The organism is Nostoc sp. DedQUE04 (assembly GCF_034530995.1).
Classification (GTDB): domain Bacteria; phylum Cyanobacteriota; class Cyanobacteriia; order Cyanobacteriales; family Nostocaceae; genus Nostoc.
Genome location: NZ_JAVRCA010000004.1, coordinates 1 through 13,929 on the forward strand (window position 1 = coordinate 1; position 13,929 = coordinate 13,929).

Annotated in this window: 17 protein-coding genes and 1 pseudogene; 9 read left to right on the top strand and 9 right to left on the bottom strand. The window is 41.5% G+C overall.

Annotated elements, in window-relative coordinates:
- The first annotated feature begins 70 nt into the window (after positions 1–70).
- The 4 genes from RM049_RS03710 to RM049_RS03725 all read left to right on the top strand — a co-directional run bounded on the left by RM049_RS03710 (position 71) and on the right by RM049_RS03725 (position 4,352).
- The gene (locus RM049_RS03710; protein ID WP_322703204.1) at positions 71–220 is read left to right on the top strand and encodes a hypothetical protein; all 150 of its coding nucleotides are present in this window, start codon (positions 71–73) and stop codon (positions 218–220) included.
- Positions 221–222: 2 nt separating this feature from the next.
- A complete protein-coding gene (trpD, locus tag RM049_RS03715; protein ID WP_322703336.1) occupies positions 223–1,335 on the top strand; it encodes an anthranilate phosphoribosyltransferase in 1,113 nt (370 codons plus the stop codon).
- 300 nt (positions 1,336–1,635) lie between these two features.
- The gene (gene aroF / locus RM049_RS03720; RefSeq protein ID WP_322703205.1) at positions 1,636–2,706 is read left to right on the top strand and encodes a 3-deoxy-7-phosphoheptulonate synthase; all 1,071 of its coding nucleotides are present in this window, start codon (positions 1,636–1,638) and stop codon (positions 2,704–2,706) included.
- 320 nt (positions 2,707–3,026) lie between these two features.
- Positions 3,027–4,352, top strand: coding sequence for an alkaline phosphatase PhoX (locus RM049_RS03725; RefSeq protein ID WP_322703206.1), 1,326 nt, complete (start codon positions 3,027–3,029; stop codon positions 4,350–4,352).
- Between the two features lie 233 nt (positions 4,353–4,585).
- Here the strand turns inward: RM049_RS03725 and RM049_RS03730 are convergent, their stop codons facing one another.
- Positions 4,586–5,398, bottom strand: a complete 813-nt coding sequence (locus tag RM049_RS03730) for an SDR family oxidoreductase (protein WP_322703207.1) — start codon at positions 5,396–5,398, stop codon at positions 4,586–4,588.
- A gap of 203 nt (positions 5,399–5,601) precedes the next feature.
- Between RM049_RS03730 and RM049_RS03735 the strand changes: the two genes are divergently transcribed.
- Positions 5,602–6,579 carry a threo-3-hydroxy-L-aspartate ammonia-lyase gene (locus tag RM049_RS03735; protein WP_322703208.1) on the top strand — a complete coding sequence of 326 codons (978 nt, stop codon included), beginning with the start codon at positions 5,602–5,604 and terminating at the stop codon, positions 6,577–6,579.
- Positions 6,580–7,000: 421 nt separating this feature from the next.
- Positions 7,001–7,207 (top strand): annotated as a pseudogene (locus tag RM049_RS03740) (type II toxin-antitoxin system RelE family toxin).
- Between the two features lie 141 nt (positions 7,208–7,348).
- Here the strand turns inward: RM049_RS03740 and RM049_RS03745 are convergent.
- The 5 genes from RM049_RS03745 to RM049_RS03765 all read right to left on the bottom strand — a co-directional run bounded on the left by RM049_RS03745 (position 7,349) and on the right by RM049_RS03765 (position 9,933).
- The gene (locus RM049_RS03745; RefSeq protein ID WP_322703209.1) at positions 7,349–7,762 is read right to left on the bottom strand and encodes a hypothetical protein; all 414 of its coding nucleotides are present in this window, start codon (positions 7,760–7,762) and stop codon (positions 7,349–7,351) included.
- A gap of 511 nt (positions 7,763–8,273) precedes the next feature.
- Positions 8,274–8,681 carry an HNH endonuclease signature motif containing protein gene (locus RM049_RS03750; protein WP_322689399.1) on the bottom strand — a complete coding sequence of 136 codons (408 nt, stop codon included), beginning with the start codon at positions 8,679–8,681 and terminating at the stop codon, positions 8,274–8,276.
- Entirely contained in the window at positions 8,678–9,037 is a 360-nt protein-coding gene (locus RM049_RS03755) for a hypothetical protein (RefSeq protein WP_322689400.1), read from the bottom strand. Before RM049_RS03755 ends, RM049_RS03750 begins: the two co-directional genes overlap by 4 nt.
- 226 nt (positions 9,038–9,263) lie before the next feature.
- Positions 9,264–9,659: a type II toxin-antitoxin system VapC family toxin gene (locus RM049_RS03760; protein WP_322703210.1), complete on the bottom strand. Its 396-nt coding sequence runs from the start codon at positions 9,657–9,659 to the stop codon at positions 9,264–9,266.
- Position 9,660: 1 nt separating this feature from the next.
- Positions 9,661–9,933 (bottom strand): prevent-host-death protein, encoded by a 273-nt coding sequence (locus RM049_RS03765; RefSeq protein ID WP_322700836.1) that lies wholly within the window; start codon positions 9,931–9,933, stop codon positions 9,661–9,663.
- Here RM049_RS03765 and RM049_RS03770 point away from each other — a divergent pair.
- Positions 9,933–10,109 (top strand): hypothetical protein, encoded by a 177-nt coding sequence (locus RM049_RS03770; protein ID WP_322703211.1) that lies wholly within the window; start codon positions 9,933–9,935, stop codon positions 10,107–10,109. The two genes, RM049_RS03765 and RM049_RS03770, sit on opposite strands and share 1 nt — an antisense overlap.
- 75 nt (positions 10,110–10,184) lie before the next feature.
- Here RM049_RS03770 and RM049_RS03775 read toward each other — a convergent pair whose 3' ends face one another.
- The 3 genes from RM049_RS03775 to RM049_RS03785 are packed head-to-tail and all read right to left on the bottom strand — an operon-like array spanning position 10,185 to position 11,059.
- Complete coding sequence (locus RM049_RS03775; RefSeq protein ID WP_322697086.1) at positions 10,185–10,403, bottom strand: toxin-antitoxin system HicB family antitoxin; 219 nt, start codon at positions 10,401–10,403, stop codon at positions 10,185–10,187.
- A gap of 6 nt (positions 10,404–10,409) precedes the next feature.
- Positions 10,410–10,832 (bottom strand): putative toxin-antitoxin system toxin component, PIN family, encoded by a 423-nt coding sequence (locus RM049_RS03780; RefSeq protein ID WP_322703212.1) that lies wholly within the window; start codon positions 10,830–10,832, stop codon positions 10,410–10,412.
- A gap of 32 nt (positions 10,833–10,864) precedes the next feature.
- Entirely contained in the window at positions 10,865–11,059 is a 195-nt protein-coding gene (locus RM049_RS03785; RefSeq protein ID WP_322703213.1) for a hypothetical protein, read from the bottom strand.
- Positions 11,060–11,462: 403 nt separating this feature from the next.
- On the opposite strand from RM049_RS03785, the gene RM049_RS03790 reads away from it, so the two are divergent.
- The gene (locus tag RM049_RS03790; RefSeq protein ID WP_322703214.1) at positions 11,463–12,770 is read left to right on the top strand and encodes an amino acid permease; all 1,308 of its coding nucleotides are present in this window, start codon (positions 11,463–11,465) and stop codon (positions 12,768–12,770) included.
- Positions 12,771–12,894: 124 nt separating this feature from the next.
- The gene (locus tag RM049_RS03795) at positions 12,895–13,440 is read left to right on the top strand and encodes an RNA 2'-phosphotransferase (protein WP_322675143.1); all 546 of its coding nucleotides are present in this window, start codon (positions 12,895–12,897) and stop codon (positions 13,438–13,440) included.
- The last annotated feature ends 489 nt before the right edge of the window (positions 13,441–13,929 follow it).

The following is a 13,929-nucleotide window of genomic DNA, read 5'->3' on the forward strand; positions in this document are numbered from 1 at the left end:
TTTGTCATTTGTCATTTGTCATTTGTCATTTGTCATTTGTCATTTGTCATTTGTCCTTCGTAAATGACCAATGACCAATACAACTCTTGGAGAGGCTGTTCGCGTTCTCTCAGTACAAGTGACTGATAACCAATGCCCCACGCCCCATGCCCCATGCCCAATGCCCCACGCCCCACGCCCAATGCCCAATGCCCAATGCCCAATGCCCCATGCCCAATAAATATGATCGCTGTAACGCAAACTCCACCCGATAAAATTTCCATCCCCTCTGAGTTCTACAATTGGCCAGCTTTATTACAACAGTTGTTAAATCGGCAATCGTTGACAGTTTCCCAAGCTGCGGATTTGATGCAAGGTTGGCTCACCAATGCCATTCCCGATGTTCTATCTGGAGCGATTTTAGCCGCAATTCAAGCTAAAGGTGTCTCTGCCGAAGAATTAGTCGGTATGGCCACCGTCTTGCAATCCCAAAGGCTAGGGACTGGGCAAGAGTCTTTCCAATCCCCAGTCCCCTTAATTGACACCTGTGGAACTGGTGGAGATGGTGCTTCAACCTTTAATATTTCCACTGCTGTTGCCTTTGTCGCCGCCACTGCTGGAGTAAAGGTTGCCAAACATGGCAATCGTTCGGCATCTAGCAAAACTGGTTCGGCTGATGTGCTGGAAGCTTTGGGGATAAATCTTAACGCCACTCCGGAAAAAGTACAAGCGGCAGTTGGCGAAGTTGGAATCACCTTTTTGTTTGCTCCAGGTTGGCATCCTGCACTAAAGGCGATCGCAACTTTGCGAAAAACTTTGAAAGTGCGGACTATTTTTAACTTGCTCGGCCCGCTAGTAAATCCGATGCGACCGACGGGGCAAATTATTGGTGTGAACGACCCGCTTTTATTGGAAGAGATTGCTCAAGCCTTGTCCCAACTGGGATGTCAGCAAGCGATCGCCCTCCACGGACGAGAACGTTTAGATGAAGCGGGTTTGGCAGATGTCACTGACTTGGCTGTACTCCAAGATCAAAAAGTCCGCTCTCTAACACTCAATCCTCAAGAACTGGGTTTGAGTTTTGCACCGACTGCGGCGTTGTGCGGTGGAGATGTCCAAGAAAATGCCCAAATCTTGAAGGCAGTTTTGCAAGGTAAAGGTACGCAAGCGCAACAAGATGTAGTCGCTTTAAATACAGCCTTAGCCCTGCAAGTTGGTGAAGCTATTGATGGGGAAACTGATGTTTTAGCAGGTTGTGTTAAAGGTATTGCCCTTGCCAAGGAAATTCTCCAAAGCGGTGCAGCTTGGACAAAACTAGAACAACTAGCTGAATTTTTACACGATTCACCAAGGTAGGGGCACAGCATTGCTCATGCGTGTCAACTTAAGCCAAAAATAGCGTACTGATTAGGCGTTGTTCACCCGCCAGGGAATTATATTCCCTGACTAATTGCTCAAGTCTACTGAAGTAGACTGAAAATTTTCGCGCTCTTTAGTCCTCTTCAGAGGAGTTTAACTATGAGACAGGGATTTACAATCCCTGGCGGACGTGAGGTTTCGCGTTAAGTTGACACCAATGAGCATTGCTGTGCCCCTACGAACGCATTGTATTACACCCAGGAACTATCAAGAACAACCATACAGAAGGAAAAACAGATGATTATCATACTTAAGAGCGGTACGCCTGTTGAGGAAATTACTCGCATTAGCCAAGAACTGAGAGACACTTGGGGAGTGACGGTAGAAAAAAGTGTTGGCACTCATAAAGTCGTGCTGGGGCTAATTGGTGATACTACAAGCATTGATAAATTACAGGTTCAGGAATTTAGCCCTTGGATTGAGCAAGTATTACGAGTGCAACAACCTTTCAAGCGGGTAAGTCGAGAATTCCGTCATGGAGAAGCTAGCGAGGTTGTTGTTCCTACACCTAACGGTCGTGTCTATTTCGGCGAACATCATCCGATTGTAGTGGTAGCCGGGCCTTGTTCTGTTGAAAATGAAGCGATGATTGTCGAAACGGCAAAGCGGGTGAAGGCAGCTGGAGCGCACTTTCTACGTGGCGGAGCTTACAAACCCCGTACTTCACCCTATGCTTTTCAAGGTTATGGTGAAAGCGCTTTAGATTTGTTAGCAGCAGCGCGGGAAGCTACTGGTTTGGGTATCATCACAGAACTGATGGATGCTGCCGATTTATCAGCAGTGGCGAAAACAGCTGACATCATCCAAATTGGGGCGCGAAATATGCACAACTTCTCGCTGCTGAAAAAGGTAGGCGCTCAAGATAAACCAGTGCTGCTGAAGCGGGGAATGTCTGCCACAATTGACGAGTGGCTGATGGCGGCAGAATATATTTTGGCATCTGGAAATCCCAATGTAATTCTTTGTGAGCGGGGAATTAGAACCTTTGATGGTAAATATGCCCGCAATACTTTAGATTTATCAGTGCTTCCGGTGTTGCGATCGCTTACCCATTTACCAATTATGATCGATCCCAGTCATGGTACTGGTAGGTCTGAATATGTGCCATCGATGGCAATGGCTGCGATCGCCGCTGGTACAGATGCCTTAATGATAGAAGTTCACCCCAATCCCGCAAAAGCTTTATCTGACGGGCCTCAATCTCTTACCCCTGAGAAATTTGACCGCTTGGTTCAAGAAATGTCAGTCTTGGGCAAACTAGTTGATCGCTGGCCTACACCTGCATTCGATCGCATTGGTGGGCGTTAAATTCAAACAAAATTCAGGAGCGAAGCCGGAGATGTTTCGCCTTTGGTCAGAATCAGGAGTCAGAATTCATTCTGACTCCTGATTTCTGTTTAGATAAAACTTATAGCACAAGCTTTGGTGGTTAGGACATCAACAGACGATAAAACTTAGACACAAAAAGGCTTTTCACCCAGTCCCCAGTCCCCAGTCCCCAGTCCCTTGCTATATTTATATAAATTCATCTTTGATTAACTAACCTAAATTAAATAAAGCATTACCCAAACTTAATCACAATCAAATATTTTTTCTTCAGCATTATCTGAAGTAACCAAATCATCCCCATGACGCTTTCAAGACGTAAATTCTTTGCAGTAGCAGGTACTACTGCCGTCGGCACTTTGATGGTGTCTCCTTTGGAAGGTCTTCTTGCCAGAAAAGCCTTTGGTAAAAAACTTGGTAAAGGATATGGCCCACTTTTACCAGATCCCAATAGTTTGTTAGATTTACCAAGCGGATTTGAGTATCAAGTTATCTCTCGCACTGGAACCTTGATGAGCGATGGCAATCTAGAGCCTAGCAATCATGATGGTATGGCAGCCTTCCCTGGGCCCAAAAACACAACCATTCTGGTTCGCAATCACGAACTTAGCATCAATTCCGATACGCAAGTACAAGTACCAAATCCCTACGATCCCATTTGCAGAGGTGGCACTACGACTCTGGTTGTTGGACGCGATCGCCAGTTGATTAAACAGTTCAGCTCTCTCGGCGGAACCATTCGTAACTGTGCTGGTGGTTTAACTCCTTGGGGTTCATGGATTAGCTGTGAAGAAGATACAACTATACCAAGTGCAACTAATGGAGTCACAAAGTTACACGGTTACAACTTTGAGGTTCCAGCTAGCGCCACCTCTCCTGTAGCTCCAGTGCCTCTAGTTGCGATGGGACGGTTTAATCATGAGGCTGTAGCTGTAGATCCCAAAACTGGATATGTCTATCAAACTGAAGATAGAGGAGATAGCCTCTTCTACCGTTTTATCCCAAAAGTTCCTGGTCGGTTAAAACAAGGAGGTATTCTTCAAGCTCTGAGGATTATAGGTAGACCAGGAGTCAACACCAAGACCGGTTTCGTAGTAGGGCAGAAGTTAGCTGTAGATTGGGTGAATATTCCTGACCCCAACCCAACAACTACAGATAATGTCAGAGTGCAAGGTCGCAACTTAGGTGCAGCCCAGTTTAGCCGTGGGGAAGGCATCTATTATGAGGACAACAAGGATAAGAAAGGCAAAAATGGCAAAAGAGAATTTTACTTCACTGCTACAGATGGTGGCCCTGTAGGCGGTGGCCAGGTCTGGCGCTATATTCCGGGTGAAGAGACGATTGAATTGTTTGTCGAGTCTCAATCTAAAGATGAACTCGATATGCCCGATAACATAGTCGTAGCACCTTGTGGCGATCTTATCCTTTGTGAGGACGGAGACGGTGATAATTTCTTGATTGGTATTACTCCCAGTGGTGAAATCTACAAATTTGCACGTAATGCCCTCCAAACAGGTGAGTTTGCTGGAGCCTGCTTTTCACCTGATGGTCGTACTTTGTTTGTTAACATTCAAAGCCCTGGTATTACTTTAGCTATCTGGGGGCCTTGGAATAGTAATAGAGGCTAATATAAATGGTACTAAGAAAAGCCCAAAGGTTTGTGTAGCCTTATTGCCTTGTTCCCAGCCTCCAGGCTGGGAATGTATTTAAAGTGGGCTTCTGCCTCTTGTCAAGCTACTGGAGGCAGAAGCCCACTCAGAATGGGTTAAAAGCCTTTAGGCTCTTAACCAGCCAGAGCAAAATTATTTACTCTAAAAAATCCATTGTTCGGGTCTTATTGAAAAGAATCTAAAATTTAGAACTACCTCTTTTTTTGAAGTTCGTGCATACTTCTAACAACCTTTGTGACTAAATTTCTGGGTGTAAATCTGACGCTTTCAGTTAATATTTTATTTCTCATCCCAGGAACAACAACAGTTTTGTTTTTCATTAAGCCCCGATAACCAATCCTTGCGACAGTTTCCGTATCCATCATTCTGTTAACACTAGCAATCTTTGAATCTTCCATTGCAGCATTTTGTTGGAATTCTGATGCTGTTGGCCCTGGACAAAGAACAGTCACGCTGACACCTGTACCCTCTAATTCATTAGCGATCGCTTCTGAAAATGATAATACATAGGCTTTAGTAGCAAAATAAACTGCCATTAGAGGCCCTGGTTGAAAAGCGGCGGCTGAGGCGACATTTAATATTTTTCCATAGTCTTGCTCAATCATATCTTTGAGAAACAACTTCGTTAAATGAGTCAGGCTGACCATATTTACCTGAAGCATTTTCAATTCAGTGCTGAGGTCTGTTTCGCTAAATGCTCCATAAGTACCAAAACCAGCATTATTAACTAGCACATCAATCTTGATGGATGCTTGCTGTAATTCTGTAAAAATTTCTTCTGGGGATGTGGGGATAGATAAATCCTTAACAAAAATTTTGACGGCAATACCAAATTTTTGCGGCAATTCATCTATAATTTCAGTAAGTTTTTGTTCATTTTTATCTACTAACACAAGATTATAATTATGACGAGCAAAAATCTGGGTTAATTGATAGCCTATGCCACAAGCTGCTCCTGTAATTAGAGCAGTTCTTTTTTGCCGACTTTCAGATTTTTTATTCATGTGACAAAAATGATTAACTGGAATTAATTAACTTTTATAAATTTAGCTACAGCAATATATAATGTCTGCTGTAGCTATTTTTATGCAGACAATAAATGATGCTATCCACCTGAAATGAGTATGCTTCAATCCAGGATATTAGATGCAAATATAAAAATCTGTATCTATATAAACAAGAGCAAGAATGTTTAATATTGTTATCAATGTCACAGCATAATTCCGTTGCTATAACTGACGTGCAAGCAGCACAAAAGCGAATTTTGGGGATTGCCCACCGCACGCCTGTACTAACATCTAGAATCGTTAACGATCGCACTAATAGCCAAGTATTCTTTAAGTGCGAAAACTTTCAACGCACGGGAGCATTTAAATTTAGAGGGGCGTACAATGCCCTAGCCCAACTATCGGTAGCACAAAAACAAACAGGCGTTATCACCTATTCATCGGGAAATCATGCCCAAGCGATCGCTTTAGCTGGACAATTACTAAATATTCCCACCACTATTGTCATGCCTGATGATGCACCTGTTGTCAAACAAACTGCTACTCGTGGCTATGGTGCAGAGATAATTTTGTACAATCGCCAAGAAACAAACCGGGAAGAATTAGCTCAAAATTTAGCAGATGAGCGCTCTTTGACACTCATTCCTCCTTACGATCATCCCCATGTCGTTGCTGGACAAGGGACAACCGCTTTAGAACTAATCCAGGAAGTTGGTGAATTGGACTTACTATTAGTTTGTTGTGGCGGTGGTGGATTACTTTCAGGATGTGCGATCGCAGCCAAATCACTTTTACCCAATTGTAAAGTAATCGGCGTAGAACCAGCCCTTGCCGATGATGCTACCCGCTCCTTTCACACCAAAACTCTGCAAACAGTCAAAAATCCTAATACCATCGCCGATGGTGCGCGGACTCCTAGCCTTGGGAAAATTACTTTCCCCTTAGTGCTGCATTACGTCGATGATATGGTGACGGTATCGGAAGAAGCGATTCTTCGCACGATGTTTTTCTTGTGGGAGCGTCTGAAAATTGTCGTTGAACCTACTGGGGTATTAGCTGCTGCTGCTTTACTCGAAGGTGTGGTGACAGCACCAGAAGCGAGAGTTGGTGTCATCATTAGCGGTGGAAATGTAGATTTGGCGCAAGTTGGTAAATTGTTTTCTGTGGCATTGGATTGAAAACTTAAATTCCCAGTAAACGTTTCTATACAAATTGGGCATTTATTCAGTTAAACGGCTATCAGATCGGCTGATACAGTAAAATTATAGTGATAGGCTATAGTAACTTTATTAAAGCTAAAGTCCCTATATGTTGGAATTGAGGTAAAAATGGAAACTACAACGAGAAAACAAGCTTTAATCAAAGCTATTTATGAGCGATTATAACAAACTTATGAAGATACTTTAGAGGATGTCATAGAACTTTTAGACATTCGTAAAGCAGAAGACCTAGAGGATATTAAAGCTTTACATGAAGGACGGGAAGATATTAATAAAAATGGCACTATTCCTTGGGAGCAAGTTAAACGAGAATTAGCCAGTGAATCAATATAAAATTTAATTTTCTAATGCTGCATTTAAACAACTTAAAAAATTACCTATAAAAGTACGGACAAGGATACAAACAAAAATAGACGAGCTAGCTGATAATCCCCGCCCTAATGGGGTTGTTAAGCTAGAAGATTCGGACAATGGTTATTGAATCCGAGTCGGCAGTTACCGAGTTATATACGATATTTTTGATGATGTATTAATAGTTAGTGTTGTGAAAGTAGGGCATCGTAAAGAGGTTTACCGCAACGAGTAAGACAGCAACACTAATAGCAGGATAAAAGCTTTATATTCATACTCTCATATCGCTATCAATAAAAACATAATCTAAGCGCCTAATGCATCGGCTCATAAGATGGTGCGTTAGGCTAAAGCCCTAACACACGCTATGCTTTTACTACGCTTTTACTTTACCATTGCTATTTACACCAACAATCATTGACGGTGGCTCATTACTAACAATTGGCGATTCACCTCGCAATCGCTTCCGGCGTTGGTTTTTAGGAACTCCTCCCGCCATACCATACTCTACACTGCTTTTGCCATATTTAGCCCCGATGCCCATGAGTATGTGTTCTGTCATGTCTGCCAACTGCTGCTCTGTTTCTAACATTTCACGGTATATCTTATCTAGGTTAGAAAGCGCAGTGTTGTAAATATTTTCTTTATTTCGCATTGTCTCAATTAGGCTTGAGTACGCAAATAAAGTGAGTCCATTACTCACATCTAAGTTTGGATCGATTGAACTGATACTAGCTGCACGACGTGCTGCTTTTTCTAGCACTTGGGAAGTTCTTTTTAGTCTAGCCATAAAATCTACCTTTTAATGCAGTTATTTATTTGGTTATCAGTTCTCGAATTCACTGATTTAAGCTTCTTTACTTTAAAAAACTTCCCTATCGATCAGCCTGAGAAAATTCCTGCAAATCTCTATTAACTTTTATTACACTGTAAATTGCTAATAAATCAGTAAATTACGCAAAAAAGTACTCAAACTCCAGTTTAAGAACTAAATATTAGCTTTTGAGTACTAAATATACTCAATTGAGTTCTCAAACCCCAGTTTGAAAACTAAATATTAGCTTTTGAGTACTAAATATACTCAATTGAGTTTTCAAACCCCAGTTTAAGAACTAAATATTAGGTTTTAAGTACTAAATATACTCAATTGAGTTCTCAAACCCCAGTTTGAGAACGCAAATCGCCTTATGAGAAGTTTTTAATTTATTACCCCTCGCGGGGAGTGATGTCTGGCGACAAGAAGCGTAGCTCTCTACGCAAGTCAAATAAATAGCTTAGTGGCATGAGGATGAACAGTAAACCTAAGAATACTGACCTGCCCAAATCAACCTGTCCCGTTCTTCTAACCGCTCTGATTGATTAAATTGGAGAATTGCAACAGTTACGCGCCCAACTGCTGTCAATGGTGCAATCTCTGCTCCATTCAGCTGAAAATGATCGCTCCATTTTTGAGTCCTTGGATTGAAAAAGGGTGTTAGTTTCCCCGTTTCAGGATCGATTGACCCCAAATCAGTACCCTTTGCACGATTACAATATGGACAGGCAAGAGCTAGATTTTCTGCTTCAGTAGTGCCACGATGTTTTTCGGCAATAATATGTTCCATCTCAAAGCTAAATAGTGCCCCACTCTGAGGAAATAAGCAGTACTCACACCTTTGGTTCGCTCTTTCAATTACGAGTTTCCGTAATTGGGCTGATACATAAGTCATGGGTTTTGGCGCAATTGCTCGAAGGTATGAGCTTTTGCCATACGGACAAGATGTTCAATGGTCAGATAGCGTTCTAGTTCAGCTTCACCTTTAGCTGAAAGTGTTCCTGCTTTACTTTGTGCTAGCAAATCACTGACACGGGCTTGGAATTCTGGTGAGGGTCGGATTGCTAGAATTTGTTCTGGTGTAGGCTGACTGGCTAACAAGCCAATAATCTGTTTCTCATCGAGAAAATTGCCAGACTGTTCGCTCAATAACTCTTTTAGACCGCGTTCTACTATCTCTTGTAAGCGGTCTTGGAACGGCTGTAATTGCTGTCCTAGCTCCTCAGATACCTCGACAGTGATTTGCATCATCTAGCTCTGTTATTTTTTAAATCTATCTATTAGCTATAAGTCTAGCTATAAATTTATCTATTAGTTTGATTTTACAAGTATCTGGTATAACTAGTTACTGCGATCGCAGTTTTGATAATGGGATTGATGTGGGCGATCGCATTCTTACCAACTGTTTCAAATAAGCAATGTCTACGACGGGCTACACCTACGCATTCTTAGCAAATGTGTCAAATTGGAAAAAGATTCAACTAAATGGATTCAACGTGGATATACCACAACCCTCAAAATCCTTAATATTTCTAGTAATAAGTGTCAAAGAATGTATTTTAGCTGTTGCCGCAATAAATATATCAGCTTGCGAGCGCGGTTTACCTTGAGTTCTTAAAAAACCTCTCAATTCACCCGAACACTTGGCAATTTCTAAGGTGATGGGGAGAATTTGACAGTGAGTGAAGAGAAAGTTTTCAAACCAGTTTTGGATTCTAGCATTAGGCTTGGCTGTTAAACCATAATAAATTTCCTTAATTGTAATCACACTTAAATTAATAGATGTCACAGTAGCAGTCCATTCTGTCACCCCTGGATTTGGTATTGGGCGAGTTAATTCACTGATTATATTCGTGTCACAAAGATGGCTCATCCTATTCTTCCGTAAAAGGATTGTCGCGATCGCTTCGTGGTGGTATCTCTAAGCTATAGTTTTCTTCGCTACATAACTGCTGAAGTTCTTTAAAGACTTGAGCTAGAGATGTTTTAGCATTTTTTTGCCGCCAGTCTAAAAATTCTTTAAAAAGCTCAGGGTCTACAATTGCAGCCACTAATTCCTCTTGAGTATAAATTAGCTGAGGTTCAAGACTTGTAGCATTAATTATGGAAGGTAGCTGTGCTTTGGCTTCTTCAAGTGTCCATTTCATTGGAAAAACCTCCAAGTTTTGGAAGTATTGCATATAAAGGCTGTTCTCAAGTTAGCTTATTTTCTCAAGCGATGTCTGGCGACAAGAAGCAAAGCTTCTACGCACACTTCGCTGCCAAATTAGCGATGTCTACGACGGGCTACACCTACGCACTTTTGATGATGCGGTTAATATAGGCGCTCGTACCCTTGATATGGGATTGATACGAGCGATCGCCTCCAGTTATTGCTCGCATCATCGCGCTATCAGCTTTATTCTGTCAGAGTATCAAGTTTAGCCAGTACTCTTAATCCTTCTTCTGGGTTGCCAATTGCAGCCATTGCTTTAAATCTTGTATGGGCATCAAATTCTGCTAGAGCTATGGTTGAAAGTTCTTCAATCAACTTATTAACACTGATGCCTTTGGCTTGAGCAAGTTGCTTCAATCTATTATGCTTATCGTCTGGTAAACGAATAGTTAAAGTTGCCATTTTTGTTTAACTCCTAATAATGTTTTCAGGTTTTAATATTGATAAGTTAGGAAATAGTAATTCAGCATTTTGGAAATCTCTGACATTGTGAGTGGCAATAATCTGAGCATTTCCTGCAACTGCTAATTCAATTAAGTGATTGTCAGCTTCGTCTTTTAAATTCGGCCGCCATAAATAGTAGATATAAACCCATTGGCTGACACTCATTAATGATGCTAGTAAAGCTGAAATTTCTTCAGTACTTAAAGGGCATTTGGCGAGAATTTCTGAGCGTTGAATGACTGACTCATACTCAGAAAATAAAGCATTTCCCATCAAAGGCAGATATTCTCCTTTCAAGCAGCGTCGAATGAGTTCTCGACTAGAACCTTTAGAGCTAATCAGCGCACTAATAAAAACGCTGGTATCAACTACAATTTTAATCGCCATGTAAACATGGTAGCATATACACTGTCATGATTTTAGCCAAAAGATTTAAAAGCGATCGCCAGAGATAAATATCTTTTTTGGCAAACAAATAATGGATGTCTACGACAGGCTATTCGGTGTCGCACTTTTGCTGATGGGGTTGATGTGGGCGATCGCTCTTGTTTGTTTGTGAAATACTTAAGTTGAAAATAACTTGCTAAAGTTGCCTTCGGTTTAATTGCAAACATTCCATCAGCTTTGCTAGTTTGCTATCAAAGCTTTCGGGTATTACCATCTCCTTTTGCAACGCCGACAACAGAGATTGCAGGATTTTCTTAGAGAGAAAGCTTACTTGGTGGGTTGGATTTATGAGGTTTTAATGTTAGCAATAATATTTTTCAAAGGTCTTATTAAACAAGTTTTCGTTTATTTAAAATACATCTGTATACAGGGAAAAGGTTTTTTCCTGCGTGGTCTATTTTATTAATAAAGTGCTACAAATGACATTGATAATCAAAAAATTGTGTTGATAATGAAATGGCGATCGCTTATTTTCCAAAAAAATTTGCTTGAAAAACCAGGAAAATCAGGGTTTTTACGAATAAAGTTAACATATGTTAATATTGTTTGGTTTAAGTACGGATATTGAGTATGGTTTCCATAAAGACCGTTCTAAAAAATTCAGAGCAAGTCACTCGGTTGTTTTCTCATCTGGAATTTGATGGAAAAAAACTCAATCATCAACCGGGTAGTGTATTGGGAAGTACTGCATTGATTGCAGGAACCACTGTTGGGGCTGGGATTCTGGCTCTACCAGCCGTTACCCTGCCATCGGGTATTGTACCATCCACATCTGGACTGATTGCTGTTTGGCTCTACGCTTTAGTTTCGGGGTTATTGGTTGCAGAAGTTACCTTAAACACGATGCGAACAGAAGGGCTTTCAAGTATAGGTTTTTTAGGAATTGTTGAGAAAATCCTTGGTAAGGTGGGAGCGCGAATTGCTGGCGGTGCATATTTATTCATGCACTATGCTCTGTTGGTGGCATATATCACCGAAGGCGGAGAGATTTTAGGAACGGCGGCGACAAAAGTCTGGGGTGTGCAGATATTGCCGACGTGGGTGGGCACAACGACTTTCACGCTCTTATTTGGCGGCATTATGTATCTTGGGCGAGAAAAGTTTATTGAGAAATTAAACAGCGCCTTTGTCGGAATTGTCATCGTTTCCTTCTTAGGACTATTATTTCTGGGAGGAAGGCATATTCAGAGTGCCCAACTATTATTTCAGAACTGGAGTGCCCTGGGCAGTGCGATTTCAGTGATGTCTGTGGCGCTGTTTTTCCAAAACGTTGTGCCATTGGTTGTGACGCAACTCGAAGGAGATGCCTACAAAATTCGTCAATCCATCTTTATTGGTTCTGTAATTCCTCTAATTATGTTCTTGGCATGGAATGCCGTAATTTTAGGAAGCGTCAGTCCCGATATGCTACATAGCACATCTGGCGGTACAAGTGTTTTCGATCCACTACAAATTCTTCGAGCAGGTGGCGCGGGGCAATGGTTAGGAGTGCTAGTATCCATTTTTTCAGAGTTTGCGATCGTCACCTCATTCATTGGATTTGTGTACGGGTTGCTGGATTTGTTCAAAGATATTTTCCTACCTGCACAGTGGCAACTTTCTAGCCGCTTACCTCTTTATTCCCTGGTTCTTTTCCCGCCGATGACTCTCGGAACGCTTAACCCCAGCATCTTTTTTACTGCCCTAGATTACACTGGAACATTTAGTATTTCAGTTCTAGGTGGAATTATTCCGGCGTTAATGAGTTGGAAGCAACGTGAAAACTCAGATAGCACAAATCAACCACTCGTTCCTGGCGGCAAGGTAACACTCATTGCGATCGTTGGAGTGGCATTAGCCATGATTGGAAGACAAATTCTGTCAATTTACACCAAATAAAACCATCAATAAAAATTATGTGCTACAAAAAAATATAATTGTAGTATAAATATATTAACCACAATCAAACTGCAACATGAGAGTCAAATGACCAATGACCAATGACCAATGACTACTTAATCAAATGAATGATTCTCGACTCGTCAAAATCAGCAAATATCTCAGCAAATATCTGCGACATACACCGGATGCTATTGGCATTAAACTTGCTCCTGGCGGTTGGGTTGCTGTTGATGACTTACTTACTGCTTGTGCTAAAAACAAGTTTCCGATTACCCGCCAGGAATTACAGATGGTAGTTGAATTCAACGAGAAGCAACGCTTTTCTTTTGATTCTACAGGTAATTTGATTCGTGCGAACCAAGGACATAGTGTAAAAGTCGATTTACAATTAGAAGCTGTTGTTCCTCCAGATGAGCTTTATCACGGCACAGGACACAAATCTGTAGAGTCAATTCTGCAAACAGGACTTTGCAAAATGTCGCGGCATCATGTCCATTTGTCAAAGGATATAAAAACAGCAGAAACTGTTGGTGCAAGGCATGGAAAACCAGTGGTTTTTGCTGTAAATACTGCGGCAATGCATCAGGCAGGTTACATCTTCTATTGTTCTGCTAATGGTGTTTGGTTAGTCGATAATGTGCCACCTGAATATCTACAAAAAATTTGAATTTTAACGTGAGTCTCCAACGGAGGCGCATCTGCGGGAAGGGCGAAAGAAACAAGTCAAATCCTCTTTCCTTCTGCCTTCTGCCTCCTGCCTCCTGCCTCCTGCCTTATTTCTTAGGAGTTCAACGAGTGCTATTTTGACCTCTCCCCCAGCCCCTCTCCTACCAAGAGCTACGGTGTACACACAAGTGTTGGTGCAGTGTATCTATCCCGCCTCGGAATAAATTCCGAGTCTCATAACCAAAGTCCTCTAAAAGAGGACTAAACTAAATTTCTTGTTTAGTCCTCTTTTAGAGGACTTTAGCTTATCAGCCCGGAACTTTAGTTCTGGGCGGGATATTTGCTCAGTGACTAAAGCCAGCAAAAAATAGCTCGACAGTAGATGAAATTGATTCTATGTCGAACACCCAAGGAGTCAGATGATGATTGCAATACAACTTTTTTATAACTTTGTCGTCATTGAAAAGGATAAGAGAATTTGGTGACAAGG

What these genes read in the sequence shown, in the direction of transcription:
- RM049_RS03710 (WP_322703204.1), top strand. Translation starts at nt 71, where the DNA reads ATGACCAATACAACTCTTGGAGAGGCTGTTCGCGTTCTCTCAGTACAA.
- trpD (WP_322703336.1), top strand. Translation starts at nt 223, where the DNA reads ATGATCGCTGTAACGCAAACTCCACCCGATAAAATTTCCATCCCCTCT.
- aroF (WP_322703205.1), top strand. Translation starts at nt 1,636, where the DNA reads ATGATTATCATACTTAAGAGCGGTACGCCTGTTGAGGAAATTACTCGC.
- RM049_RS03725 (WP_322703206.1), top strand. Translation starts at nt 3,027, where the DNA reads ATGACGCTTTCAAGACGTAAATTCTTTGCAGTAGCAGGTACTACTGCC.
- RM049_RS03730 (WP_322703207.1), bottom strand. Translation starts at nt 5,398, where the DNA reads ATGAATAAAAAATCTGAAAGTCGGCAAAAAAGAACTGCTCTAATTACA.
- RM049_RS03735 (WP_322703208.1), top strand. Translation starts at nt 5,602, where the DNA reads ATGTCACAGCATAATTCCGTTGCTATAACTGACGTGCAAGCAGCACAA.
- RM049_RS03745 (WP_322703209.1), bottom strand. Translation starts at nt 7,762, where the DNA reads ATGGCTAGACTAAAAAGAACTTCCCAAGTGCTAGAAAAAGCAGCACGT.
- RM049_RS03750 (WP_322689399.1), bottom strand. Translation starts at nt 8,681, where the DNA reads ATGACTTATGTATCAGCCCAATTACGGAAACTCGTAATTGAAAGAGCG.
- RM049_RS03755 (WP_322689400.1), bottom strand. Translation starts at nt 9,037, where the DNA reads ATGATGCAAATCACTGTCGAGGTATCTGAGGAGCTAGGACAGCAATTA.
- RM049_RS03760 (WP_322703210.1), bottom strand. Translation starts at nt 9,659, where the DNA reads ATGAGCCATCTTTGTGACACGAATATAATCAGTGAATTAACTCGCCCA.
- RM049_RS03765 (WP_322700836.1), bottom strand. Translation starts at nt 9,933, where the DNA reads ATGAAATGGACACTTGAAGAAGCCAAAGCACAGCTACCTTCCATAATT.
- RM049_RS03775 (WP_322697086.1), bottom strand. Translation starts at nt 10,403, where the DNA reads ATGGCAACTTTAACTATTCGTTTACCAGACGATAAGCATAATAGATTG.
- RM049_RS03780 (WP_322703212.1), bottom strand. Translation starts at nt 10,832, where the DNA reads ATGGCGATTAAAATTGTAGTTGATACCAGCGTTTTTATTAGTGCGCTG.
- RM049_RS03785 (WP_322703213.1), bottom strand. Translation starts at nt 11,059, where the DNA reads ATGTTTGCAATTAAACCGAAGGCAACTTTAGCAAGTTATTTTCAACTT.
- RM049_RS03790 (WP_322703214.1), top strand. Translation starts at nt 11,463, where the DNA reads ATGGTTTCCATAAAGACCGTTCTAAAAAATTCAGAGCAAGTCACTCGG.
- RM049_RS03795 (WP_322675143.1), top strand. Translation starts at nt 12,895, where the DNA reads ATGAATGATTCTCGACTCGTCAAAATCAGCAAATATCTCAGCAAATAT.